The 25,226-nt window shown below is 38.3% G+C and carries 17 protein-coding genes; 9 read left to right on the top strand and 8 right to left on the bottom strand.

All coding sequences use genetic code 11. The features are described 5' to 3' along the window. Positions 1–75 precede the first annotated feature (75 nt). Entirely contained in the window at positions 76–849 is a 774-nt protein-coding gene (locus AC1M9F_RS02770) for a DUF4349 domain-containing protein (RefSeq protein WP_481597004.1), read from the bottom strand. 163 nt (positions 850–1,012) lie between these two features. Then, complete coding sequence (locus AC1M9F_RS02765) at positions 1,013–2,470, bottom strand: aspartate ammonia-lyase (protein ID WP_481597003.1); 1,458 nt, start codon at positions 2,468–2,470, stop codon at positions 1,013–1,015. Between the two features lie 368 nt (positions 2,471–2,838). Here AC1M9F_RS02765 and putP point away from each other — a divergent pair, with 368 nt between their 5' ends. Beyond that, entirely contained in the window at positions 2,839–4,353 is a 1,515-nt protein-coding gene (gene putP / locus AC1M9F_RS02760) for a sodium/proline symporter PutP (protein ID WP_481591069.1), read from the top strand. Positions 4,354–4,398: 45 nt separating this feature from the next. On the opposite strand, the gene AC1M9F_RS02755 is transcribed toward putP, so the two are convergent. Next, a complete protein-coding gene (locus AC1M9F_RS02755) occupies positions 4,399–4,890 on the bottom strand; it encodes an Lrp/AsnC ligand binding domain-containing protein (protein WP_481597002.1) in 492 nt (163 codons plus the stop codon). Positions 4,891–5,015: 125 nt separating this feature from the next. Between AC1M9F_RS02755 and putA the strand changes: the two genes are divergently transcribed. Beyond that, positions 5,016–8,765: a trifunctional transcriptional regulator/proline dehydrogenase/L-glutamate gamma-semialdehyde dehydrogenase gene (gene putA, locus AC1M9F_RS02750; protein WP_481597001.1), complete on the top strand. Its 3,750-nt coding sequence runs from the start codon at positions 5,016–5,018 to the stop codon at positions 8,763–8,765. A gap of 51 nt (positions 8,766–8,816) precedes the next feature. Here the strand turns inward: putA and pepN are convergent, their stop codons facing one another. Further along, positions 8,817–11,426, bottom strand: a complete 2,610-nt coding sequence (pepN, locus tag AC1M9F_RS02745) for an aminopeptidase N (RefSeq protein WP_481597000.1) — start codon at positions 11,424–11,426, stop codon at positions 8,817–8,819. 304 nt (positions 11,427–11,730) lie between these two features. On the opposite strand from pepN, the gene AC1M9F_RS02740 reads away from it, so the two are divergent. The 3 genes from AC1M9F_RS02740 (at position 11,731) to thiM (ending at position 14,236) form a co-directional block, all read left to right on the top strand. Beyond that, positions 11,731–11,994, top strand: a complete 264-nt coding sequence (locus tag AC1M9F_RS02740; RefSeq protein WP_035263756.1) for a hypothetical protein — start codon at positions 11,731–11,733, stop codon at positions 11,992–11,994. A gap of 199 nt (positions 11,995–12,193) precedes the next feature. Then, positions 12,194–13,354 (top strand): hypothetical protein, encoded by a 1,161-nt coding sequence (locus AC1M9F_RS02735; protein WP_481596999.1) that lies wholly within the window; start codon positions 12,194–12,196, stop codon positions 13,352–13,354. 9 nt (positions 13,355–13,363) lie between these two features. After that, positions 13,364–14,236, top strand: a complete 873-nt coding sequence (gene thiM, locus AC1M9F_RS02730) for a hydroxyethylthiazole kinase (protein ID WP_481596998.1) — start codon at positions 13,364–13,366, stop codon at positions 14,234–14,236. A 34-nt stretch (positions 14,237–14,270) separates the two neighbouring features. On the opposite strand, the gene AC1M9F_RS02725 is transcribed toward thiM, so the two are convergent. From AC1M9F_RS02725 to AC1M9F_RS02715, 3 genes are all read right to left on the bottom strand, one after another. Next, positions 14,271–14,639, bottom strand: a complete 369-nt coding sequence (locus AC1M9F_RS02725; protein WP_035263762.1) for a 5-carboxymethyl-2-hydroxymuconate Delta-isomerase — start codon at positions 14,637–14,639, stop codon at positions 14,271–14,273. Between the two features lie 52 nt (positions 14,640–14,691). Next, the gene (locus AC1M9F_RS02720) at positions 14,692–16,407 is read right to left on the bottom strand and encodes an AAA family ATPase (protein WP_481589920.1); all 1,716 of its coding nucleotides are present in this window, start codon (positions 16,405–16,407) and stop codon (positions 14,692–14,694) included. A gap of 113 nt (positions 16,408–16,520) precedes the next feature. After that, complete coding sequence (locus AC1M9F_RS02715; RefSeq protein WP_481596997.1) at positions 16,521–18,545, bottom strand: hypothetical protein; 2,025 nt, start codon at positions 18,543–18,545, stop codon at positions 16,521–16,523. Between the two features lie 229 nt (positions 18,546–18,774). Here AC1M9F_RS02715 and AC1M9F_RS02710 point away from each other — a divergent pair, with 229 nt between their 5' ends. The 3 genes from AC1M9F_RS02710 to mdh all read left to right on the top strand — a co-directional run bounded on the left by AC1M9F_RS02710 (position 18,775) and on the right by mdh (position 22,101). Beyond that, complete coding sequence (locus AC1M9F_RS02710; protein ID WP_481596996.1) at positions 18,775–19,605, top strand: SDR family oxidoreductase; 831 nt, start codon at positions 18,775–18,777, stop codon at positions 19,603–19,605. A gap of 39 nt (positions 19,606–19,644) precedes the next feature. Next, a complete protein-coding gene (locus tag AC1M9F_RS02705) occupies positions 19,645–20,622 on the top strand; it encodes an alpha/beta hydrolase (RefSeq protein ID WP_481596995.1) in 978 nt (325 codons plus the stop codon). 306 nt (positions 20,623–20,928) lie between these two features. Continuing rightward, positions 20,929–22,101, top strand: coding sequence for an iron-dependent methanol dehydrogenase (gene mdh, locus AC1M9F_RS02700; RefSeq protein WP_035263769.1), 1,173 nt, complete (start codon positions 20,929–20,931; stop codon positions 22,099–22,101). Positions 22,102–22,303: 202 nt separating this feature from the next. On the opposite strand, the gene AC1M9F_RS02695 is transcribed toward mdh, so the two are convergent. Then, positions 22,304–23,479: a sigma-54-dependent transcriptional regulator family protein gene (locus AC1M9F_RS02695; protein ID WP_481596994.1), complete on the bottom strand. Its 1,176-nt coding sequence runs from the start codon at positions 23,477–23,479 to the stop codon at positions 22,304–22,306. Positions 23,480–23,683: 204 nt separating this feature from the next. Between AC1M9F_RS02695 and exaC the strand changes: the two genes are divergently transcribed. Further along, positions 23,684–25,195: an acetaldehyde dehydrogenase ExaC gene (exaC, locus tag AC1M9F_RS02690; RefSeq protein ID WP_180027767.1), complete on the top strand. Its 1,512-nt coding sequence runs from the start codon at positions 23,684–23,686 to the stop codon at positions 25,193–25,195. Positions 25,196–25,226 lie beyond the last annotated feature (31 nt).

Below are 25,226 nucleotides of genomic sequence, written 5' to 3'. Positions count from 1 at the left end.
CAAGAAGCCAATTAAGACAATCAAATACAAAGGCCAAATCATTAATAAAAACACCAAAAGATCGAGCACAAATTGTCAGCCATATTTGATGCTATTCCAAGCACGCTGAATAAAGTGATCACCATTTAATCGCGCCACTGCATCAATATCAATATCAACCCTTTCTCGGACCAGTGTTGGTTGATTCAGTTGTAAACTGATCGTACTGAATTTAACACGGTCTTGAACTTCGAGTTGAGTGAGCCGTGTGATTTCATTCAAATGAGCTGGTCGTGCTTGACTTGAAATAGTCTGTTCTTGATTCATTTTTTCTTGAAGAAGCTTCAATTCAAAACGTTGTGCACTATAGCGTTGCTGATTCAGAAAAAACATTAAAGGTAAAAGTTGATTAACAACATGTGGGGCACGCTCACTCGGTACACGTAGCACCATAAAAGATATAGGTTCAACTTTTTCAAATACTTTTACTTTACCTTCTGAAATATTCTGACGTTTAAGATCAACCACATTGAAATCAATATCTTTTCTTTCAATAAATCCGCCTGCTTCAAGGGTTATTTTTTCAATCTCTAAACTGCTTTTCACCACATCTTTAACGGTAAAGTTAACTTGCTCCTCTCGAACCATACGACGAGTAAGTTCAACCGGATTAACATCTTGATTTAATATGACCTCAGGTTTTTGCTCCTGGACGGGCAAAGTATTTGGTTCAGCCGCTTCTTGCATATCAACTTGCGTATCAGCAGTATTTTCTTGAACTGCTTCAGCAGAGCGTTCCTCTATTTTTTTGAACAGGATGCCAGCAACATCGAACACAGCAGCGTGCTTATTACTATTCTTTTCATTCATTTTCTCTAAATTATAATTTTGTATTGATGGCTCGTAATTTTAATTATTATAAACATTCAATTAAGAAATTATACTTAAAAGTTTCAATGAAAATGGCATACCTCATTGAATGAAATATGCCATCAATTTATATTCAATTGACTTTCAGATTCTACCTACTCTATTAACTTACTTTGTCCATGTTCATATCATCGACAACATGACCCGCGATCTCAGACACTAAATTTTCAAAAGAGAAAATTTGATTTAACTGCTCTTTCGTCAAAAGATTCTGCTCAATGACAACTTGCTGAATGGTTTTATTTTCTGCAAGACAAACCTTCCCAATTTCATCACATTTGGCATGACCTAGAATCGGATCTAATAATGTGACGATACCAACACTTCGCATCACTGCATCGTAACAAGTCTGTTCATTTGCAGTAATACCTTGAATACACTTGTTTTCAAGTGTTTGCATTGCTTGAATTAATAAATTGGTTGATTCATTCATGGTCAGTGCAATTACAGGTTCCATGACATTTAATTGTAATTGTCCCGCTTCAGCTGCCATGGTCACTGTCAAATCATTACCAATGACTTTAAAAGCAATTTGATTCACTACTTCAGGAATAACTGGATTGATTTTCGCAGGCATAATGGATGAGCCAGCTTGTAATTCAGGTAATCTAATTTCAGCTAATCCCGTACGAGGTCCTGAACTTAATAAGCGCAGGTCATTACAAATTTTTGAGAGCTTGACGGCTAAACGCTTTAAAGTACTTGATAGAATAATAAATACGCCACAATCACTGGTGGCTTCAACATAGTCTTCAGCACCTTGTAATTTCAATCCAGTAATTTGAGAAAGCGTTTGAACCACTTCTAGTGCATATCCATGAGGTGTGTTCACACCCGTTCCAATCGCAGTCGCACCCAAATTTATTTCTAGCAGTAAATGACGCATCTTTTGGATGAGGCGATAGTCTTCTTTTAATAGCGTCGCAAATGCACGAAACTCTTGTCCGAGTGTCATGGGTACAGCATCTTGGAGTTGAGTTCGCCCCATTTTAATTACGTGTTGAAATTCAGATGCTTTGATCTCAATAGCAGCGATTAATGAGCGAACTTGAGACAATAAATCTTCTAAACTGTAATATGTTGCTAGTCTCAATGCAGTTGGATAAACATCATTGGTCGATTGCGATTTATTCACATGGTCGTTTGGATGAATTACATCATATTGACCTTTAGGCAAGCCGAGATGCTCGAGTGCAAGGTTAGCCACCACTTCATTACTATTCATATTAATAGAAGTTCCAGCCCCACCCTGATAAATATCAATTGGAAATGATGATTTCCAACTTTCAGGCTGCTCAATCAGTTGATCACAAGCCCATTGAATCGCTTGGCTGACATCTTGACTTAATTTGGAAAATTTTAAATTTGTCTGTGCTGATGCTTTTTTTACCTGTGCCAATGCACGAATAAAATGTATGTTTTCACCTATTTGTTGATGCGAAATCTGAAAATTCTCCATCGCACGCAGGGTATGAATCCCATAGTAACGATCGAAAGGAACCGCTTTTTCACCGAGCAGATCATGCTCTATTCTTGTTTTATCAAATTGAACCGTAGACACTTTTATTACTCAACAATAATGCACCATTATCGTGCAATATCGATAATAGGCTTCATGCTTATTTTCACTATTGATTTAATACTTCTTTATGCAATAAAAAATTACAACTTCGCTGTTTAAGTGACAAATGTAACTTTATGTTAAAAATAATCATTTATAGAATTGTTTTAAACCTCAAAGTAAACTTTTTTGAAAAAATAGTCTTTGTAACCAAAATTACATTCAGTTTCACTAAACAACTATAAATCTCACTCAAATGTAACAGAGCGTAATTTTCAAAACGTGCTTGAATCAGCTCCTCGAATAATTCGATTAAAAATTCATCTCGGAAAGATGGTCATTTAGGACAGACAAAGGATGGCATAGCAATGAGCCAATTAAATCCTACGCTAATCACATTTATTTTTTATATTGTGGCGATGCTTGGCATTGGGCTTTATGCCTACAAAGCCACGAATAATTTTGATGATTATATTTTAGGTGGTCGGAGTTTAGGCAGTGTCGTCACTGCATTATCCGCAGGTGCATCAGATATGAGTGGCTGGTTACTCATGGGCCTACCTGGTGCAATTTATCTCTCAGGTTTATCCGAAGCTTGGATTGCCATTGGTTTAATTATCGGTGCTTGGTTGAACTGGCTGTTGGTCGCGGGTCGTCTACGTGTTCATACCGAAATACAACATAACGCATTGACTCTCCCCGACTATTTCACCAGCCGCTTTGGTGATCGGAAAAAAGTTCTTCGTATCATCTCAGCTTTTGTAATTTTGATTTTCTTTGCAATTTATTGTGCCTCTGGCATGGTCGCAGGTGCACGTTTATTTGAAAGCCTATTTGGTTGGGATTACAACACAGCCCTATGGATTGGAGCAGTGGCAACGATTAGTTATGTCTGTATTGGCGGTTTCTTAGCCATCAGTTGGACAGATACATTCCAAGCAGGCTTGATGATCTTTGCGCTTTTACTTGCTCCAGTAATGACTTATTTAGCCATTGGTGAAAATGCTCAGCAAGTTAGTGTCATTGTGGAATCCGCACGCCCATTAGCGAATAATTTACTTTCAGATCTCAGCACTGTAGCAATTTTATCTTCAATGGCATGGGGACTTGGCTACTTTGGTCAACCACATATTCTTGTGCGCTTTATGGCAGCAGATTCCGTGAAGTCTATTCCAGCAGCACGTCGAATTGGAATGACATGGATGATTCTATGTCTTGGTGGTGCAGTCGCTGTCGGTTATTTCGGAATCGCTTACTTTGATACGTTTCCTCAACTCAGTGCTGCAGTCAATGCAAATCCTGAAACTGTTTTTATGGAATTAACTAAAATTTTATTTAATCCATGGGTTGCAGGAGTGATTCTTGCAGCGATTCTTGCTGCAGTAATGAGTACCCTAAGCTGCCAACTATTGGTATGCTCTACCACGCTTACAGAAGACTTATACAAAGCATTTATTCGTAAATCTGCCTCACAAACCGAGCTGGTTTGGGTAGGTCGTTTGATGGTATTAATCGTTGCGATTATGGCGATCTTCCTTGCAATGAATCCGAACAGCAAGGTACTCGGTTTAGTTGCTTATGCGTGGGCTGGCTTTGGTGCAGCATTTGGACCACTGATTATCCTTTCTCTCTTCTGGAAGCGAATGACCATCAATGGTGCATTGGCAGGTATGATTGTTGGTGCTGTTACCGTCATTGTATGGAAAAACACCATGGCTGATACTGGCGTCTACGAAATCATTCCTGGCTTTATTTTATCTTGGGTGAGTATTATGGTGGTGAGTTTATTAGGCCGCCCGCCAGCGCAAGATGTGACTGACCGTTTTGATGAAGCTCAACAGAAATATGAAATTGAAATGCAAGAAATCAAAAATGGAAGGTAATGAGAAATAAAAAATTAAGGGGCTTATAGCCCCTTTCTTATACATTTACTTTTTAAATGTTTGCTTAAGTTGCACTTGCGAAGATTCCTTAATAACTTCCATCACTGGATAGCTACGGGTTTCTTTGATGCCAGGCAGTTGCCATAAAACCTGTCCAGAGATCTTACGAAACTCTTCCATGTTGGCGCAACGAATTTTAACTACAAAATCAAACCCACCGCTGATCATGTGACATTCAACAATTTCAGGGTAACTTCTGACTGCATCAGAAAATTCTTCTAATACATTTGGAGTTGTTTTATCTAATAAAATTTCGACAAATACCACAAAACTTCGATTCAGCAGATCTGGATTTAACTTGGCTTCATAACCTGTAATATATCCATCTTTGGTTAGTTTTTGTACTCGAGCAAGCGCTGCTGTGGGAGAAAGATTGACCATTTCAGAAAGTTTTATATTTGATAGACGCCCATCTTTTTGCAAGATATCTAAAATTTTTAAATCTGTACGATCCAAGGTCATCATTTGAGTCTGCATGCGAATTATTCTCTAAATTTAACTCTAATTATAGTGAGTTATGCACCATATTTTCTGTAATTATAAATTAAATAAACCTTAAAGATAAATCTATTTCATTGTCACAGGACGCTGGCGTATATCTCATGGAACAACTTAGCTCACCCCTTTCTCGCCCAATAGACATTCAAGACATTACTGAATTTAAAGATAAATCAGATCTAGAATTAGAAATAAATCGTGCATGGCGCCGTGATGAATCTGAATGTGTCGAAACACTTCTCGAACAGACCGAGATTGATCAAGAAATTTCAGACAAAATTTATCAATTAGCCTTCAATTTAGCGCATTCATTACGTGAACGTAAAGGGTCAGCGGGCAAAGCAGGCATTGTACAGGGTTTATTACAAGAATTTTCATTATCTTCACAAGAAGGTATTGCGCTCATGTGTTTAGCTGAAGCGCTGTTACGTATCCCTGATAAAGCAACACGTGACTTATTGATCAAAGACAAAATCAACCAAGGCAATTGGAAAGATCATTTAGGTCAAAGCAGCCTAATGTTTGTAAACGCGGCAGCATGGGGCTTAATGTTAACTGGTAAGTTAATGGAAACACCTAAAGCAAATAGTCTATCTGGTCTTCTCACAGGCATCTTGGCACGAAGTGGTCGTGGCATTATTCGCAAAGCCGTTGATGTTGCTATGCGTATGATGGGTGAACAGTTTGTGACAGGTGAAACCATTGATGAGGCGTTAAATAATGCCGAACGATTAGAAGAACAAGGCTTCCGTTACTCATATGATATGTTAGGTGAAGCAGCACTTACAGATCATGATGCGGAGCGCTATTATCAAGATTATACAAATGCGATTCATGCGATTGGTAAGGCATCGTCTGACAAAGATGTTTACGAAGGCCCCGGTATCTCAATCAAACTTTCAGCACTTCATTCACGTTATCAACGCTCGCAAATTGACCGTGTACACGATGAGCTTTATCACAAAGTCTTTAATCTAGCGGTTCTAGCGAAACAATATGATATTGGTCTAAATATCGATGCTGAAGAAACTGATCGGCTGGAAATTTCATTGGAACTTCTTGAACGCTTATGTTTCGAACCAAAATTGAATGGCTGGAAAGGCATTGGATTTGTGATTCAAGCTTATCAAAAAAGATGTTTTTACGTGGTCGATTACATCATTGATTTAGCTAAGCGTAGTCAAAAACGTTTAATGGTTCGTTTAGTCAAAGGCGCCTATTGGGACAGTGAAATTAAGAAAGCACAAGTTGAAGGCATGACCGATTATCCTGTCTTTACTCGAAAAGTGCACACAGATTTATCTTATATTGCATGTGCTCGCAAACTTTTAGCCGAACCAGACTTTATTTATCCACAATTCGCAACACATAATGCACAAACCTTAGCCACTATTTATCATTTGGCAAATCCTGAACAATATTATAAGGGACAATACGAATTCCAATGTTTACATGGCATGGGTGAACCACTTTATGAACAAGTCGTCGGTTCTAAAGCAGATGATAAACTTGGCGTACCTTGCCGAATTTATGCACCTGTCGGAAATCATGAAACCCTTTTGGCTTATTTGGTTAGACGATTGCTTGAAAATGGGGCAAACACGTCTTTTGTAAATCGTATTGCTGATAAAACACTCAAAATTGATGACTTGATTGAAAATCCACATCAAACCATTGATGTCACAAGTCGAATCGAAGGCAAAGTTGGATTAAAGCACCCTGCTATTCCATACCCGAAACATTTATATGCTGATCATCGCCCTAACTCTCTTGGAATTGATCTTGCAAATGACCAAGACCTTGAACATTTGAATCATACTTATCAACAATGGTCTAAAGTTCAAATTAAAGCCACCCCAATGGGTCTGAGATTAGATGAATCCGTACACGATACAGAGTCAATTGCAATTCTCAATCCTGCAAACCATCAAGATATTGTCGGTGAAGTGACGGAAACTCATGCCATGCAAGTGGAAATGGCGTTAGTTAATGCGACTGAAGCACAGCAGGATTGGCAAAATTTAGATAAAGATCAACGTGCAGAATATTTAATTACCGCATCCAATGTGATGGAGTCTCGACTTGAAGAGCTGATGGTTCTGCTCAGTCGTGAAAGCGGTAAAACATTTGCCAATGCGATTGCTGAAGTACGCGAAGCAGTAGATTTCTTACGCTACTACGCAGCACAAGTGAAAGATCTAGAACACAAAGCCGTTATTCAACCCTTAGGTACAGTACTGTGTATTAGTCCTTGGAACTTCCCATTGGCAATTTTTACAGGTCAAATCGCGGCGGCACTTGTAACAGGGAATACTGTAATCGCCAAACCAGCGGAGCAGACCCCTTTAATTGCCTCAATTGCAGTTCAGATCCTTTGGGAATCTGGCGTACCACAATCTGTCTTACAGCTCTTGCCAGGACGTGGTGAAACAGTGGGTGCACAACTCAGTAGTGATCATCGTATTCAAGGTATTATGTTTACAGGGTCAACTGAGGTTGCGAAAATTTTGCAGAAAACCGTTGCAAAACGACTGAATCAATTTGGTCAATCAATACCTCTCATTGCAGAAACCGGCGGTCAAAATGCCATGATCGTAGATTCTTCTGCCCTGACTGAACAAGTGGTATTAGATGTTGTCAGCTCAGCATTTGATAGTGCAGGTCAGCGTTGTTCAGCACTGCGAATTTTATGTGTTCAAGAAGATAATGCGCATACCGTGATCAAAATGCTCAAAGGTGCAATGAAGCAATTGCGTGTCGGTATTCCAAGTTTATTAAAAACTGATATCGGACCTGTAATTGATCGAGAAGCAAAACAATCCATTGATCAACATATCAATAAAATGAAATCTTTGGGCTATCCCGTTCAACAACTCATGTTGGATGAAGATGACTCTCATCTCAAGCAAGGGACATTTGTTAAACCGACTTTGGTTGAGTTACCACATTTAGATGATCTTGAACGTGAAGTTTTTGGTCCAGTACTGCATGTCATTACTTATAAATATGGCGAACTTGATCGACTTATTGATCAAATCAATGCCAAAGGCTATGGTTTGACTATGGGCTTACACACGCGTATCGATGAAACCATACAAACCGTAATTTCAAAAGCAGAAGTTGGAAATCTCTATATTAACCGCAACATTGTAGGTGCTGTTGTCGGTGTACAACCCTTCGGTGGAGAAGGTTTATCTGGTACAGGTCCCAAAGCTGGTGGACCGATGTATATTTATCGGTTAATGCATGAATGTACACATAAAAAAATTGAACAACCTTATGCAACGAGCAAAGGCGTTGAATTGACTGAACATCAAAACTTATTGAATCAATATAAAGATTGGGTCAATAAGTCATTTCCTCATTATCAAATGAAGGTGTTGCAACCAAGTTGTGTCGGACATAGCTATGAATTACAAGGACCAACAGGTGAAAGCAATCAATATGTTGTGTTACCGAGACATCGTGTTTTAAGCTTGGCAGATCAAGAAATAGATCAGATTCATCAACTTCATGCCATTCTCACGGTTGGCTCTCAGCCAACTGTTCTAGGTGAGAATACGTTTGTTTTAAAATACTTACAGTCTATGCCTAAAGAGGTCGCTCAACGTATCGCCATTATTGCTGATATTGAGACAGGTAGTTTTGATGCAATTCTACATCATGGCACCAAAAATCAACTGTTAAAATTGCAAGATAAAGTGGCTCAGCGACAAGGTCCGATCATCGGAATAACACATCTAGAGCCTGGTAATTATGACATTCCTTTAGAACGCTTCTTTATTGAACGTGCAATTAGTATTAATACCGCAGCTGCAGGTGGTAATGCGAGTCTAATGACCATGCAAGCTTGATTCTGTTGAGTCAAAAAAACCAGTGCATTGCACTGGTTTTTTATTTGTGATTTAAACAGCAAGCATACTATTTAAAGTTTCAGATACATTTTTAGATTTCACGATAGGTTTCAATGCTTCGAGTTTCGCTTTGACTTCGGCTTGTTGAGGATGGGCTAACGTGTACCAACGTGATAAAAGTTGTAACAAACGTGAGCCTACAATCGGATTCTTTTCATCCAAATATTGAGCCAACTGAATAATATGATCTACCCCAAAACTCCAAGTATTGACAGGGTTTGAATTTAAACCACCAGTTACAGCACGGATTCGATTAGGTACTTTAAGATCGTAATCAGCATGTGATGTCAGTTTTTGAATCGTTTCTGCTGTCGCTTTCGGATGAGCTGCTTGGATCATAAACCACTGATCCATTGATAGAGCCTCATCTTTAAAACGCGTATAGAAATCTTCTAAAATCTCAACAGCTTGCGGTGCATCATTCCACACCAACACTTTTAAAGCACCTAAACGTTCAGACATATTACGTGTTTGACGATACTGTTGCTCAGCTAAATCAAATGCAGCCTCATCTCCTTGACGCGCAATAAATGAAAGCATGATGTTCTTTAAAGCACGTGTACCCATAGCTTGGGAAAAATCTGACTGTATTGCTGGATCTAATGATAAATAAGTCTCTTTAGCAAAATCACCTAAACGGCGAGACAAAGTATCTAATAGAGCGTTACGCTTTTCATAGATCGCTGTCGGTTGATAATCGTAGTCAATACGGCTACCCAAATAACCTTCACTCGGAACATCAAATAAACGTGAAGCTAACAGCGGATCTTGCTGAATTACTCTAGGTAGCGTTTTTAACATCGCTTCAATATATATGTCAGCAGGTTGGTCATTTAATAAGATGCGCTCAAGCAATGTTTGCGTCGCTTGCCACTGATTAAAGCCATTGGTTTCGTACTGTAATAAGAACGCAAGCTGTTCATCAGTATAATTAAACTCTAAATTCACGGGTGCAGAGAAATTTCGTAATAGTGAAATTACAGGCACCTTCTCCACATTTTTAAACTCGATCGTTGCTTCATCATTCGTGAATAAGTAAACACCATCTTTGACTTTATCTTCAACCAAAGCCGAGCATTCAAGTTGAAGTTGCTCACCAGTGTGTTCATCAAACAAAGCCAAAGCGACAGGAATTGGAACCGCTTTTAAGTTTGGATATTTTGGATGTGGTTTTAAACTTTGCTTAAATTTTAAACGATAAGTTTTTTGCTCAGCATCATACTCACCTTTAGCTTCAAGCTTAGGTGTGCCCGGTTGGTTATACCAACTTAAAAATCCTGATAAATCCACACCAGAACCTGCTGATAATGCAGCAACCCAATCTTCCACAGTCACAGCTTGACCATCATGGCGACGGAAATACTCATCCGTTCCTTTACGGAATTTTTCTTTACCTAATAAAGTCGCCATCATTCGGTTAATTTCTGCACCTTTTTCATACACAGTCGCTGTATAGAAGTTATTAATTTCTACGAAATGATCTGGACGTGGAGGATGAGACAATGGGCCTGAATCCTCAGGGAATTGGTGCGCTTTAAGCACTGCTACATCATCAATTCGTTGAACAGCAGCAGACTGCAAATCCTCAGAAAAAGATTGATCACGGAAAACGGTTAAACCTTCTTTCAAACAAAGTTGGAACCAGTCTCGGCAAGTGATTCGATTACCCGTCCAGTTATGGAAATATTCATGAGCGATAACAGATTGAACACGCATAATCGCAGCATCAGTCGTGTATTCTTCATCAGCTAAAACACATGATGTGTTAAAAATATTAAGCCCTTTGTTTTCCATTGCACCCATATTGAATGCACTGGTCGCGACAATCATATAATTGTCTAAATCATAAGGTAATCCATAGTGCTCTTCATCCCAACGCATAGAATGTTTAAGTGCTTCCATGGCAATATGGCACTTAGGAATATCTTTTTCTTCAGCATAAATTTCTAGAGCTACATCACGACCTTCAGAAGTGACGTAACGATCTTTTAAAACCGCTAAGTCTCCAATGACACATGCAAAGAGATAGGCTGGTTTCTTGGTTGGATCTTGCCAAATGGTATAATGACGTCCTTCGCCTACTTCACCCGCTTCAGTTAAATTACCATTCGCCAGTAGGACTGGAAATTTCTTATCCGCTTCGACACGTGTTGTGAAAACAGACAGCACATCTGGACGGTCTGGATAGAACGTAATTTTACGAAAGCCTTCTGGTTCGTTCTGTGTAACAAACAGATCAGATGCTGCTTGGTATAAACCTTCAAGTTGTGTGTTTGATTCAGGATGAATTTCAACGACTGTAACGATGCATGCATCATCAGGTGCATCTTTAATCACTAACTGTTCATCATCTAGATGATATTGCGAAGAATCTAACTCTTGACCATTCAGTGTAATTGACTTCAACTCAAGCTCACGACCAAGCAACACCAAATCACCTTCAGTCTGACGTTGCATTTTTAGTGTGCCTGTCACCATCGTATGATCGTCATAGACTTGGATATTTAAATCAATCGAATCCACGACAAATGCTGGCTTCTGATAATCTTTCAAAAAAATCGTTTGATCTGCTTCGATCACTGGATTTGCCGCGATATTCATAACTCGTCCTATAAGCTGTTCTTTACAGCGATTATGCTTTTATGTGAAGTCAATTGATCATAGGTCAAAATTGACGAATTGTCTGTGTTTGACGCTCTATTTAATATGGGTCTATTCATGTTTTTTTCAATTTAATTTATTTGTAGTAACAACAGTTTGCTTCTTTATTACCCGTTTCAAATATCTTGTCTAAGTACGATAGAAATGTAACAAAAATTCACTTCTTTATTTTCAAGCATAATTATTGCTTCAGTTTAAGAGCGGTAATCATCAAAAAACTTATAAATCATAAATGAGGTGAAATATGCTCATCAGGGACCACATAGTCAGAGTAGAAAACATCAAAACCATGCAGATGATGGATGCTGCTAAAATTGATCATCGCGTGATTGCAGCATTTTTAACCAGCGAGGGAATGCCTATTGAAACATCAGAAGTCACAGCTGTATTGAAAAACTATGATGCACTCGGAATCAAGAGATTATCTCAAAAGAAATCTCAGGTACTGATCCAAGCTAAAATGCAACATTTTTCCGATTCAGAGCTCCCTTGCCCTTTAACCTATTAAATCCTCCATCTAGGTCGATCTAACATTTGAGGAAATGATTTTCCGGTTCGATCTATTCATATATTTCACATAAGCAGGCATTCACCTGCTTATTTTATTGATCGCAACACCAGTCAGATTTGTTTTCAATACTGACTCAATCAAGCGATGTTGAACAATCGTGTGTATAATTCTTTCATCTTGAAATTAAAGTGCTACCATGTTGCAAATTCTCCAAAAAAATGCTGATGAAAGTAGTTTCTGTCCACTTTGTCAGGCCAGTATGTACTTTATTGAAGCAGAAGAATTTGATAAAGAAATCCTATTCCATCAATGCTCTCACTGCCACCATCAAGTCTTTCAAGATGAAAACCGCAACTGTCATTGTGAGCGTTGCACAGCAAAACGAAAGAAAATGATGCAGGAAACTCGCATTCAAGAACAACGTAAAATTGCATCGAAGAATAAAGACATACAAGAACTCGATTTGCATCAACTGAGCTTTATGCACAAGTTGTTTTTACTCTCAATATTAGATCAACAAGTCCATGAGCATACCCAACATCAAGAATTCATTGATTGGGAAAATATTAAATATCACACCATTACCCCAAGTTATTTATTTCAAAATTATTTGATGAAACAACTTTTGAAAGACAATATTCTTGTCCCACGTGACTTTTCGAGTGAACTCAGTCAATACTATATTAATGTCCGTCTTGACGGCTATTCTGAGCCGAGCTTGTTTAGTATTACTCAAGCATTACGTCAGCTCTTTTATGAAAATCTGAGCCAAGGTGTACCATTTAAAAATAGTGATGAAGTCAAAAGTGCACTCTATACTCTGTTGTACCAAGAAATTATTCAATTTGCGCAATACTACTGTCGTACTTGGGGCGTTCAAATTGCTGGAAATCAGAGTTTTCAAACCTTTTGTTTTAGATTATTAGACTCACTCGCTGTGGGTCAAATCTATTATTTAGTTCAAACTGCGCTTGAATATTTGCACCATAAGAAAGCACTCCAAGCCCGTAATGAAAATTTTATCAATACCAACCTTTTAAAAAAGACCTTACAGCAATATCGTGAACGTTCTTTAGCTGAAAAATGGGAAACCTCAACACTGCCAAGGCTACCTAACTTACCTTTAAGTAAAATGAGCGAAATCTTATTTTTTCATTTTATGGGCTATGATGAATCAATCTTTTTTCAACCCGTTTGGCGATCGTGGAGTAAAATTGAGCCACGTTTAAATTTCTACTCACAAAAACGTTGTATGAATTGTGGCTCAAATGAACTTTCTGTGGATTATGATGCAGATGACTATGTCAGTTTAATTTGTCGTAATTGTAATCACCAAGACCACTATTTTACACGCTAGCGAACGACTATGAATCATCCAGAAAACTTGATAGCAAATGCTCCAAAAGATATTGAGGTTCAAACCCAAGAGATTCTTAAACAGGTCATTGAAGCATGGAATCTGTTAAAAACCACTCAACCTTTAGTGCATTGTATGACCAATCAGGTTGCTGCCAACTATGTCGCAAATGTACTGTTAGCTGCTGGTGCCTCACCTGCCATGATTGATAATCCTTTTGAAGCTGAAAGTTTCGTGAGTATTAGTCAAGCTTTAAGTATCAATTTAGGGACTCCTCATACAGAACAAGTTGCCGCAATGAAAATTGCCACAGAAACTGCTCACAAAAAAAATATACCTTGGGTATTAGATCCTGTTGGCTATAGTGCTGTTTTGCCATGGCGCAGTGAAATTACAAATGATTTATTGCGGTTTAAACCCACCATTATCCGAGGTAATGCTTCAGAAATTGGGAGCTTAGCTGGACAACAAAATCAATCTAAGGGTGTAGACAGTACCCTCGATAGCGCTGCCGTAGTAGAACAGGCAAAAACTTTATTAGATTACTCTGAATGTATCGCAATTTCTGGCGAATCTGATTTTATTCTTTCTAAGTCTTATGGATGTATGGTTAAGATTAATGGAGGTTCACATTTACAGCCAAAAGTTACCGCTACAGGATGCGCCTTAGGTGCATTAATTGCTGCTTATGCTGGCGTAACAAACCCAACCATTGCATGTATTGCTGCCCATGTACACTTTGCCATCGCAGGTAAGCTCGCTTATACGCAGGCTCAAACTGTCGGAAGTTTTAATGTCGCTTTCATCGATGAACTCTATAGCTATTCGGCTGAAAAAATTCAAAACAGTGCAGATATCGAAATACTGACTTTTGCTGCATAACGATAGGCTGAAGATCACTTCAGCCTTTTTAGTCTTACTTCTGAACTCTACCTTTACGATAATGCTCTTTTGGCATTTCCGCTAACTCAATGATCAATTGAACCGTTAAGCCTTGAGCATGATAACCATTAAAGCTATGAAGATACTCATTTAAGCGATCTGAAATAAGATTCTTTTGCTCTTCATTACGCCCCGTCATGATCCCTAAACGAACATGAATATAGGCTTGAGGCTCTTCGCCAAAACCAATCAGGAAATCACTATTAGCACGAATACGTGATTTGATATCAGAAGGATGCCCCACTAGACCTGTATCAAATAAAGCGTGGTTTAAGCCTAAAAGTAACGCTTGCGCATCTAAATTTTGGATATTATCCGAATACTCAACGATCATCTGTGGCATCTTAATTCCCTTTGCTTGTGTGTTAAAAAATCAATTTCAAATGCGTAACTCATTATTCAATGAATAATAAGGCTAATCTCACTTGGTCATAGCCCATACGCGGATTGGTATTTTCCACGATCGGACGCAACTTGATCGCACCATCTTCACCGAAATGTTCAGGACTCTGTCTTTTAAGTAATTTTTTATAGATTTTACGTACTTGTTCAACGACTTCATCCCCAGGATGAGCAACCGAGATATCTAACCCCTGCTCACGATGGAGTTTGCCTAAGTGGTTAATAATGGTTGCTGGCGTTAAACCACGCTCAACCGCAATATCCTGAATTTCATAACCATTTTCAAAGAGTTCGCGAGTTTCATCGAGAGTCGCGGTGGCATAATTGGCTTTGCCTGCATTTTTGGCAATTTTTTTCTCATTACGACTAATCTCAAGCTCATTGAGTGTGCCACCACAGTGCCGAATAAATGCCTTATGTTGCGCTTCTAAATCAGCATCACCAAAATGCGCTTCTGCTTCATCAGAGAGTTCTTGAAATCTTCGGTCGGCTTTAATTGCTAAACTGTCTAATTCTAATGCTTGCTCATTGAAGCCGAGCAACCTCAGACCATCAATAGATTTCAAACGAGATAAGGCGACATAGCCCTGACCCTTTTCAAAGGTATTCGCCAAATTGATTTCCGCCGCCGATAAAGTCATCCCTTGAGACTTATGAATAGTAATCGCCCAAGCTAACCGCAAAGGAACTTGGGAAAAACTCGCGATTGTCTTTCCTGCATCATTATCAACAGACCAGGTTTCAGGTTCGACCACCAGAACAGTGCCGTCTGTTAATTTAACTTTAGGTAATACCCCGTGATCATCTACTTCTTCAAAGCCAATGACTTCACCAAGGCTGCCATTGATATAACCCACATCAAAATTGTTTTTTACAAACATGACTTTGGCATGTTTCTTTAAGGTCAATTCTTCTGGTGCACGTACGGAAGATTTTAATGTCTCGATTAATTTTTCATTACCATCCATTTGTGCACAAAATTGATGACCATCCCCATCAATCTCATTTAAATGACGGTAATTAATGGCATCAACATCCATATTATGGGTATACAAACGTGTAAATGTTTCACCAATATCTTGCTCACGGGTTTGTTGTAAAGCTTGAATATGCTCAGCTTGAATATTTTGTGCACGAATTGCATTCAAAATATCATTCAAGGCTGAGTCATCTTGTCGATGTTGTTCAGTTAAATAACAAACACGAAATTTCGCCTCTACCCAAGCTTGGGACATAAAACAGAATTTATCTCGATTTTTTTCGTCATTGCGTCCGACTGGTGGTAACTGGAAGAAATCTCCAGCGGCAATCACCTGTATGCCACCAAATGCTTCATCAGACTCTTTAAAAAACTTGAGCACTTGATTAACTAAATTAAGCTGCTTCGCATGTAGCATCGAAATTTCATCAATGATCAATACCTGCGCATTTTCTAAATGCTCTTTAAGATATTTGCGCTCTTTCATGCGCTTTAGATCATCATCTGATAAAAAATCTTTGATCCCGATCCCCGCCCACGTATGAATGGTCATCCCATTCATGTGTGTGGCTGCAATGCCTGTAGATGCAGTAATGGCGACTGAAACTTTTCGTGCCTTAAGATAATTAATATATTGATTAAGCGTATACGTTTTTCCTGCACCCGCAGAACCTGTCAAAAAGACATTTTCTCCTGCTTTCATTAACTTCAGTGCAGTTTCTTGTTTCATATGTGCTTAACCTAATTTAAACGCTCATAGCCTAACGACATTTCATCAAAAAGTTAAGCCAAAAATCAGTCTTATGATCATGTTAACGCGTGAATACGTCCATTTAAGGCGCATCAGTTGTTGATTTGTTCAGGATCTCCAAAATTCCAAATCAACATTTCATTGACTTGATGTACAAACTCTTTGGCTTCCCTCACAACCTTTAGATCAGCAACTTCGTTATTGGGCAAACGCAGTTGGTCAAAATGAAGCTGATCGAATTTAAAAAAACAACCGAGTGTCAAATGCTGTGAGGGATCATGTAAATTTGACATATGGAACGCCACATATTCACCATCAATAATTCTTTGGGTATAAGATAAAGCCAGACAATGTTGATAATTTACAGACTCTTGAATAATTTGCTCTAATTCATTCAACTCCACAAATTTCCAATTCTCTGTATACATGACTGCTTGAGGTGATACTCGTTTCCAATGACTTTCAGCATGTCTCAATTTCAAAGTCGTCAATGTATCCACATAATGTAAATGCTGATGCCAACGTATTGCTTGCTGATACCATGCGGGCCATGTCATATTTTTCGAAATAGTTCTATCTTGTTGGAAAAAATCAATGAGATAATCTGCGACATAAGAGTCAAAAATACTATTGCTTCGATTATATTGAGAGTTTGGATGTTTAAAGCGCTGCCTAAACTCATCTAGATTGATATGATACTGCTGCATCAAGAAATGAAAATGCGTTTGATGTTGTGTTGAGGGCTCAATAAATTTGATGATTTCATCAGGTAGATCTTTAACTAAGTCATTTAAAAACAACATATAAGACTGCATCACTTGAGAAATACGTTTAAAGACATATTTCACTGAACTCAATCCTTGCTGATCCAATGACCATAACAAGTCCAACCATTCATTAAGATATAAAATAGAAGCCGTGAGAGGTTGTGATTTTTTAGAATATTGAACATTTAGCGGCTCATGCTCAGCAGATAGTTCAAACCATGATTGTTGCTGTGAAATACGTAAACACTCAGAAATAAATAAACGACCGATAACCTGTTCAAAATATTGAATCGAGAGTTGTATGACATGCGGATGTACTTTAGAGCAATCCACAAAACTTAAAGCGGTGACGGCCAATCGAATATTGGGATCTTTTAAATTTTCACTTACCCAGTCGATGACAAGATAATCTTGTTTAAATAACCAATTCACTGCTCTTTTGTGTATAAACAGTGGCGACTGTTGCGCTATATCTTCTACCCAATACTGCACATCTTTATTTAAAAAATTTTGTTTATTGAAAATATCTTGATACTGCCAATACCCTCGTTTGATCCAACGTGTAAAACCTAATAAATGCGGTGTTTGCTCGTTATGCTGTTTGAGTAAATTGAAATCAGGCTCTAAGTCTACCAATTGAGATAAGCTAAATTGTTCTTCGAAAGAAATTTGTGCCATACGATATAACCGTTTTGGCAACATTAATTCTGCTGAAGTGCTTAACCGATCGTATACTGGAATCAATTTTTGCACTGCAAGAAAATTATCTCCCATGACTGAATTGACCAAACACAGATGTTTAAAATTTAGTTCAACTTCCAGAGGTATTTCAGCACCAAATCGACTGAAATTCAGCAAATGAGGTTCATCATAATACTCACTTTGCATCATGATTCGATCTAACTGCATCGCTTGCTGATCGGTCAAATTATAGAGGCACTGTTCAACACGATTTTCTCCATCGACCCATTTAAAGACTTCTTCAACCAGCATTTGACGAAATAACTGCACTTTCGTTTTTAAATATAAAGAATGATGTGAGGCCTTATGATTAAAGATAAAACTAAAATCATTGAACATAAAATCCGCAATTTTTTGAATCTCGACATTTGTGCAAGATGTATAAAATTGAATTTTATAATCATCGATACACTCAACTGTGAGCAGTCCATCTGCGATCACTAAGCTATTATTTTCCTGATCAATTACGAATAAATTTTCAGGCGTAATCGTCCATAGATATAACCACTGATCCTGAAATACAGCTTTGAGTGTATCGCAATGATCAATTAATGCCTGTGCAGTATATTGATGACGTTGCTTTGGATTTTGCGGAGGACACGCCAGCATACAGTTTGCCTAAATATGAAAGACTGGAAGATTTTTAAAAATAACAACGATATAACCACATTATTCTATCTTAAAATGAGTTGTGCTATTCAGATTCTGTAACTTTTGTATGAGTCACATTAGCAGTTCGTATCATGCAGCAATTATATGAAAATTTCTTGAAAGTAGGTTTGACTCACTGCTCTGACTGTATTAAAACAATTTCATACTAAGAACTTTAGAGACAATAATGAAAACAGTGGTGATTACAGGTGGAAATACAGGAATTGGATTAGCGACAGCAAAAAAATTTGTTGAAGATGGTCATCACGTCGTGCTTGCTTGTCGTAATTTGGATAAAGCTCAGAAAGCTAAAGCAGAAATCAGCACCAAAGGTCATGGTCAAATTGATATTGTAGAATTAGATTTAAATGATTTAAATCAAGTCAAATCTGCAGCACAAACTTTAAAAGAAAAATATTCACAGATTGATATTTTGGTCAACAATGCAGGTCTGATGACGCCTAAATTAGAAGAAACGGCTAATGGTTTTGAAAAACAAATAGGTGTCAATTATCTAGGACATTTTGTGTGGACAATACAATTGTTACCTTTACTTCAAAACGCGCCTTCAGGCCGTATCATTCATCTTGCATCCATGATGCATGTTCTGGGTAAAATTGACACACATCAATTTAAATTTCATTCTGTTAAAAAGTATAACGGTGTACTCAGCTATGGAAATAGTAAATTAGCAAATTTACTATTTAGTCATGCCTTAGCTGAAAAGCTCAGAGGCACATCTATCACCAGTAATGCAATTCATCCAGGTGGTGTGGATTCCGAAATTTATCGCGAGCTTCCTAACTATCAATATCGCGCTTTAAAATTGTTCTTAATCTCACCCAACAAACCAGCAAATCTTATTCATCAAATTGCGTTATCACCTGAATGGTCTAAGAAAACAGGTCAATACAAAAGTTTGCAAACACCAGCTTTTCAATCTGCACATGCAAAAAATCGTAGTTTAGCTCAGCGATTGTTTGACGAGACAGAACAACTTTTAAAAAAATATTTATAATCAACCTAAACAGTTTTAAATCAGGGATTGAATCAATAGATGATCGAAAAAAAGAGTGCTGAGACAACGCTACACTACCAACCCGACATTTTAGGTGAAAAATTTGAGCAACATATTTTCAAATTTTCGCCTGATTATGATGGTGAGGTTATTGCAACATTAGTACGTCGTCCATCAGATATTCCATCAACTAAAGCTGTGCTGTATATCCATGGCTTTATTGATTATTTCTTCCAACAAGAAATGGCGAAAAAATTTAATGCCCAAGGTTTTCATTTTTACGCCATTGACCTTAGAAAATACGGTAGATCACTACTTCCGCATCAAAAACCTTATTTTGTGAAAGCCCTAACCGAATATGATGAAGATATTCATGCCGCATTGAATACAATTCAAAGTGAGGGAAATGAATCGGTATTATTATGCGGTCATTCTACAGGCGGTTTAACTGCCACTTATTTTTCAATTCGACACCCTGATCATCCATTGATTAAAGCAATCTGGGCCAACAGCCCATTTTATGATTTCAATATGAATGTCTTGAAAAAAAAATATGCGCTTCCAATGATTGCAAAATTAGCTCAGCAATTTCCGTTGATGCAACTACCAAGTGAATTAAATAAATTTTACGTGAAGAGTTTGCACGAAAATTTAAATGGCGAATGGAGTTTTGATCTCAAGCTTAAACCTAAAACCTACACCAAAGTGTATTTGAGTTTTATCGGTGCTGTTGTGAAAGCACAACAGAAAATTCAATCTGGTCCTAAAATTTCAGTTCCGCTTCTTGTTATGCACTCAAGTCGCACGACCAATCCCAAGAAATATAATATTGATGTTCAGACCTCTGATGTGATTTTAGATGTAAAAACTATCGAAAAATATGCTAAAGCATTACAAGGTGATGTCACTGTAATGACAATTAAAGATGGTCTGCATGATTTGGTTCTTTCAAAAAAACTGGTTCGTCAGCAAGTATATGACCAACTCTTCGCTTGGCTTGCTTCAAAAAATCTCTAAATTCTGTTCATCTAAGACCTCATTTTACTGGTCTTGATTGTTAATGTGTATTGATCAAGCTGAATGGACTTTCTCTTGGTCATACAATATTTCTATTCTTCAACCTTCCCATCTCTTCACAGACCTTTGCGACCAATCTCCTTTTCACCCATTTGAAATATTATTTCTTGCTTGCTGTTTCTTGTTTTGAGCCATGGAGAAATTGGGTTGGTATTTGGTAGGTACACATCTTCTCAAGCGTGTCCAATACTGCAAACACGGTAAATATCGCCGAACACAACAATAAATGGTAAAAGGAATCTCACCATGGCTTTTAAAAATATTGCAGACCAAACAAACGGGTTTTATATCCCTTGTGTTTCACTTTTCGGACCAGGTAGTGCTAAAGAAGTTGGAAGCAAAGCTCAAAATTTGGGCGCTAAAAAAGCACTGATTGTGACTGATGCAGGTTTATACAAATTTGGTGTCGCAGATATCATCGCTGGCTATTTAAAAGAAGCGCAAGTGGAGAGCTACATATTTGCAGGTGCTGAACCTAATCCGACTGATATTAATGTTCACGATGGTGTGGAAGCCTACAATAATAATGCTTGTGATTTTATTATTTCTTTAGGTGGTGGCTCTTCACATGATTGTGCTAAAGGTATTGGTTTAGTGACTGCAGGTGGTGGGCACATTCGCGACTATGAAGGAATCGATAAAAGTACCGTTCCGATGACACCTCTTATTGCAATCAACACAACTGCAGGAACTGCTTCGGAAATGACGCGTTTCTGTATTATTACCAATACAGAAACTCATGTAAAAATGGCAATCGTCGATTGGCGTTGCACTCCACTCATTGCCATAGATGATCCTAAACTGATGATCGCAAAACCTGCAGCATTGACAGCTGCAACAGGTATGGATGCGCTTACTCATGCCGTCGAAGCCTATGTTTCAACAGCAGCAAACCCAATTACAGATGCCTGTGCTGAAAAAGCCATCAGCATGATCAGTCAATGGCTGAGTCCTGCGGTTGCTAATGGTGAGAATATTGAAGCACGTGATGCAATGAGTTATGCACAATATTTGGCAGGCATGGCATTTAATAACGCCTCTCTAGGTTATGTACATGCCATGGCTCACCAATTAGGCGGTTTTTATAATCTTCCGCATGGTGTGTGTAACGCGATTTTACTCCCACATGTCTGTGAGTTCAACTTAATTGCCTGCCCTGATCGTTATGCCAAAATAGCTGAATTAATGGGTGTAAATATTGAAGGATTAACCATTAATGAAGCTGCATATGCAGCAATTGATGCGATAAAAATCCTCTCTCAATCTATTGGCATTCCAACAGGATTAAAAGAGCTTTCGGTTAAAGAGGAAGATTTAGAAGTGATGGCTCAAAATGCACAAAAAGATGCCTGCATGCTCACTAACCCACGTAAAGCAGATCTCCAACAAGTCATCAACATTTTTAAAGCTGCAATGTAAACTTTTGAGTTGCTAGATCTAAAAGAGAATCTGGATACACTTCAGATTCTCTTTTTTACTCTTTGATTCTCAATCGAATCTGATAGTGCATTACATCAGGAACGGCGGCGTTAAATTTTTGTAGGTATAAATAAATGAGGATAAAATACGTTAACAATACGAAGAATATGCTTTAGGCCGTTGTGTTTTACTTTAATTCGGCTCAATTACGATAGTGCTGTAAAAGTTGTTGCGTTGAATAATCTTGCGGTGACAACTCCATTAAACGCTCCATTGCATCAACTGCATCAGGATTTCGTGCAATGTATTTTAAAAGCACTTCAACATCACAATAGTTAAAAATTGCTTCACTCAAACGCGAATCTAAACAATTTCGCCAAGAACATAAGAATGGGCTTTCTGTTTTTGCGAGCATTACACCATTGACCTGCTGTAAAGCTTTATCAATAAATCCAACGTCTAAAGCATTTTCGATTCGGAGGAAATCAGCCTCAATATGAGCCAGTAATTTATAGGGTCTTGAGCCTAACATTCCACCCAATAAATCTCGAAGCTGCGACATTTCAGCTTTTAAAGTTCCCATGCTTACCTTTCGCTCCCCATACAAAGCTTGATGAAGCGAATCTAAGCTAAGCCCTTGAGGACATAATGCCAATATTGTCAAAATTTCAATCTGTCTAGGTGTAACCACCAAGGTACGTCCGTTAAATATGACTTGAGGAATTCCAAAGGTACGAATAAATAAATGTTGGCGTTGATAATTCAGTAATGCTGATTGTATTAAAGATGCACAACGTTCTGCTGCGAGTAGTCCAAAACTATTGTGATGATCCCATGTCGTTGATAAATCTAATACACCAATGAGTTGCTTCGAAAATGGATCAACAATTGGTGCTGCATAGCACACCCAATCATGAATAGACTCCATATAGTGTTCATTTGAAAACACACAACTCGATTTTTCAGTTTTCAAGGTTAATGCTAAAGCATTGGTTCCAACCACTTCCTCCCGCCATTGACCGCCTTCAATAAAGTGAACACGTTCTGCAGCCTTACGCATTTGTTGACTAGCTTCCGTCCAAATAATGGTGCTGTTGATATCGCCTACCGCAAGTACCATAGATGATTGTTGTGCAACATGTTTTAACTCTTGTTCACATATTTTCAATGCTTGATTTAGGCTGTGACTTTCAACAGTACTCGTTGTGATCAACGGCGCTACCATTCGCTCTTTCGGAATTTCTGCCAACTTCGATCTTTGCCAAGACTTTAAAATATGCTGACCAAGTTGTTTCGCCTGTACAGTTGAAAGACTGATTTTCTCTCTAAGTGTTTCTATTTGTTGTCTTTGCTTGATAAGAGTCTGCATTGAGTTCATTCCTTATTATCTCAACATTTCCCAATATGCATATGTTGTACTTATTATAGTTATAGTATTTGTTGATCAGTTGTAAACCTTCATCATTCCAACCTTTTTCCAACCTTATTGTGGTTATGTTAACTCATCAATAATAGAAGATATCTAATACCAAAGACGAAGATATTTTCCATAACTTTACAGCACAACCAAAGGATGGACACTATGCGCTACGCTGATCCCAATCAACCAGATTCTAAAGTTCAATTTAAAGCACAATACGAAAATTTCATTGGTGGGAAATGGGTTCCTCCAGTAAAAGGTGAGTATTTTGATAATCTTTCTCCCGTAGATGGGAAAGTTTTTACTCGAGTTCCCCGTTCTTCAGTCGAGGATATTGAACTCGCTTTGGACGCAGCTCATGCCGCTAAAACTGAATGGAACAAAACGTCTGCAACAACTCGCTCTAACATTTTATTAAAAATAGCAGATCGCTTAGAAGAGAATCTAGAATTACTTGCTGTGGCAGAAACATGGGACAATGGTAAACCTATCCGTGAAACCTTAGCTGCAGATATTCCACTGTGTATTGACCATTTCCGCTATTTTGCTGGCTGTATCCGCGCACAAGAAGGTGGTATTTCAGAAATCGATGAAGATACTATCGCTTACCATTTTCATGAGCCGTTGGGTGTCGTTGGACAGATTATTCCATGGAACTTTCCGATTTTAATGGCGGCGTGGAAACTTGCGCCTGCATTAGCAGCGGGGAACTGTATTGTCTTAAAACCAGCTGAGCAAACTCCTGTCAGTATTCTAGTTTTAGTTGAACTGATACAAGATATTTTACCACCAGGTGTGCTGAATATCGTCAATGGTTATGGTGTTGAAGTAGGACGCCCTCTTGCCACAAATCCACGTATTTCAAAAATTGCATTTACCGGCTCAACTGCAGTCGGTCAATTAATTATGCAATATGCCACCGAAAATATTATTCCAGTGACATTAGAACTGGGTGGCAAATCTCCAAATATTTTCTTCGAAGACATCATGGATAAGGATGATGAATATCTAGATAAAGCGCTTGAAGGTTTTGCCATGTTTGCCCTGAATCAGGGAGAAATTTGTACTTGTCCATCACGCGCTTTAGTCCAGGAAAGTATTGCTGATAAATTCTTAGAGATGGCTGTAGAGCGCGTGAAGCGAATTAAAACAGGACATCCACTTGATACAGAAACCATGATTGGTGCTCAAGCCTCGCAAGAGCAACAAGATAAAATTTTAGGTTGTATTGCGACAGGTCGTGAAGAAGGTGCTCAAATTCTTACAGGTGGTCAAGCACGTGAAGAAATTGGACAAGGTTTTTATATTGAGCCGACGATTTTCAAAGGCAATAACAGCATGAAAACATTCCAAGAAGAAATTTTTGGACCAGTTTTGGCTGTGACAACATTTAAAGATTTCGACGATGCCATCAAAATTGCCAATGACACCATTTATGGATTAGGTGCTGGTGTTTGGTCACGATCAGCGCATACTTCATATCGTGCAGGACGTGCAATTCAATCAGGTCGAGTCTGGACAAATTGCTACCATATCTACCCTGCTCATGCTGCTTTTGGTGGTTATAAAAAATCAGGGATTGGTCGTGAAAATCATAAAATGATGCTGGATCATTACCAACAAACTAAAAATTTATTGGTGAGTTACTCAACTAAACCAATGGGTTTCTTCTAAAACAATAGCTAAAGAAGCGGCTGATTGCCGC

Source organism: Acinetobacter sp. ANC_7504, from assembly GCF_056779995.1.
The sequence above is the reverse complement of the archived record's forward strand: the minus strand, read 5'-3'. Positions and strand labels throughout refer to the sequence as shown.

What these genes read in the sequence shown, in the direction of transcription:
- AC1M9F_RS02755 (WP_481597002.1), bottom strand. Translation starts at nt 4,890, where the DNA reads ATGCAGACTCAAATGATGACCTTGGATCGTACAGATTTAAAAATTTTA.
- AC1M9F_RS02735 (WP_481596999.1), top strand. Translation starts at nt 12,194, where the DNA reads ATGTTGCAAATTCTCCAAAAAAATGCTGATGAAAGTAGTTTCTGTCCA.
- AC1M9F_RS02695 (WP_481596994.1), bottom strand. Translation starts at nt 23,479, where the DNA reads ATGAACTCAATGCAGACTCTTATCAAGCAAAGACAACAAATAGAAACA.
- mdh (WP_035263769.1), top strand. Translation starts at nt 20,929, where the DNA reads ATGGCTTTTAAAAATATTGCAGACCAAACAAACGGGTTTTATATCCCT.
- thiM (WP_481596998.1), top strand. Translation starts at nt 13,364, where the DNA reads ATGAATCATCCAGAAAACTTGATAGCAAATGCTCCAAAAGATATTGAG.
- putP (WP_481591069.1), top strand. Translation starts at nt 2,839, where the DNA reads ATGAGCCAATTAAATCCTACGCTAATCACATTTATTTTTTATATTGTG.
- AC1M9F_RS02770 (WP_481597004.1), bottom strand. Translation starts at nt 849, where the DNA reads ATGAATGAAAAGAATAGTAATAAGCACGCTGCTGTGTTCGATGTTGCT.
- AC1M9F_RS02710 (WP_481596996.1), top strand. Translation starts at nt 18,775, where the DNA reads ATGAAAACAGTGGTGATTACAGGTGGAAATACAGGAATTGGATTAGCG.
- putA (WP_481597001.1), top strand. Translation starts at nt 5,016, where the DNA reads ATGGAACAACTTAGCTCACCCCTTTCTCGCCCAATAGACATTCAAGAC.
- AC1M9F_RS02740 (WP_035263756.1), top strand. Translation starts at nt 11,731, where the DNA reads ATGCTCATCAGGGACCACATAGTCAGAGTAGAAAACATCAAAACCATG.
- exaC (WP_180027767.1), top strand. Translation starts at nt 23,684, where the DNA reads ATGCGCTACGCTGATCCCAATCAACCAGATTCTAAAGTTCAATTTAAA.
- AC1M9F_RS02705 (WP_481596995.1), top strand. Translation starts at nt 19,645, where the DNA reads ATGATCGAAAAAAAGAGTGCTGAGACAACGCTACACTACCAACCCGAC.
- pepN (WP_481597000.1), bottom strand. Translation starts at nt 11,426, where the DNA reads ATGAATATCGCGGCAAATCCAGTGATCGAAGCAGATCAAACGATTTTT.
- AC1M9F_RS02715 (WP_481596997.1), bottom strand. Translation starts at nt 18,545, where the DNA reads ATGCTGGCGTGTCCTCCGCAAAATCCAAAGCAACGTCATCAATATACT.
- AC1M9F_RS02720 (WP_481589920.1), bottom strand. Translation starts at nt 16,407, where the DNA reads ATGAAACAAGAAACTGCACTGAAGTTAATGAAAGCAGGAGAAAATGTC.
- AC1M9F_RS02725 (WP_035263762.1), bottom strand. Translation starts at nt 14,639, where the DNA reads ATGCCACAGATGATCGTTGAGTATTCGGATAATATCCAAAATTTAGAT.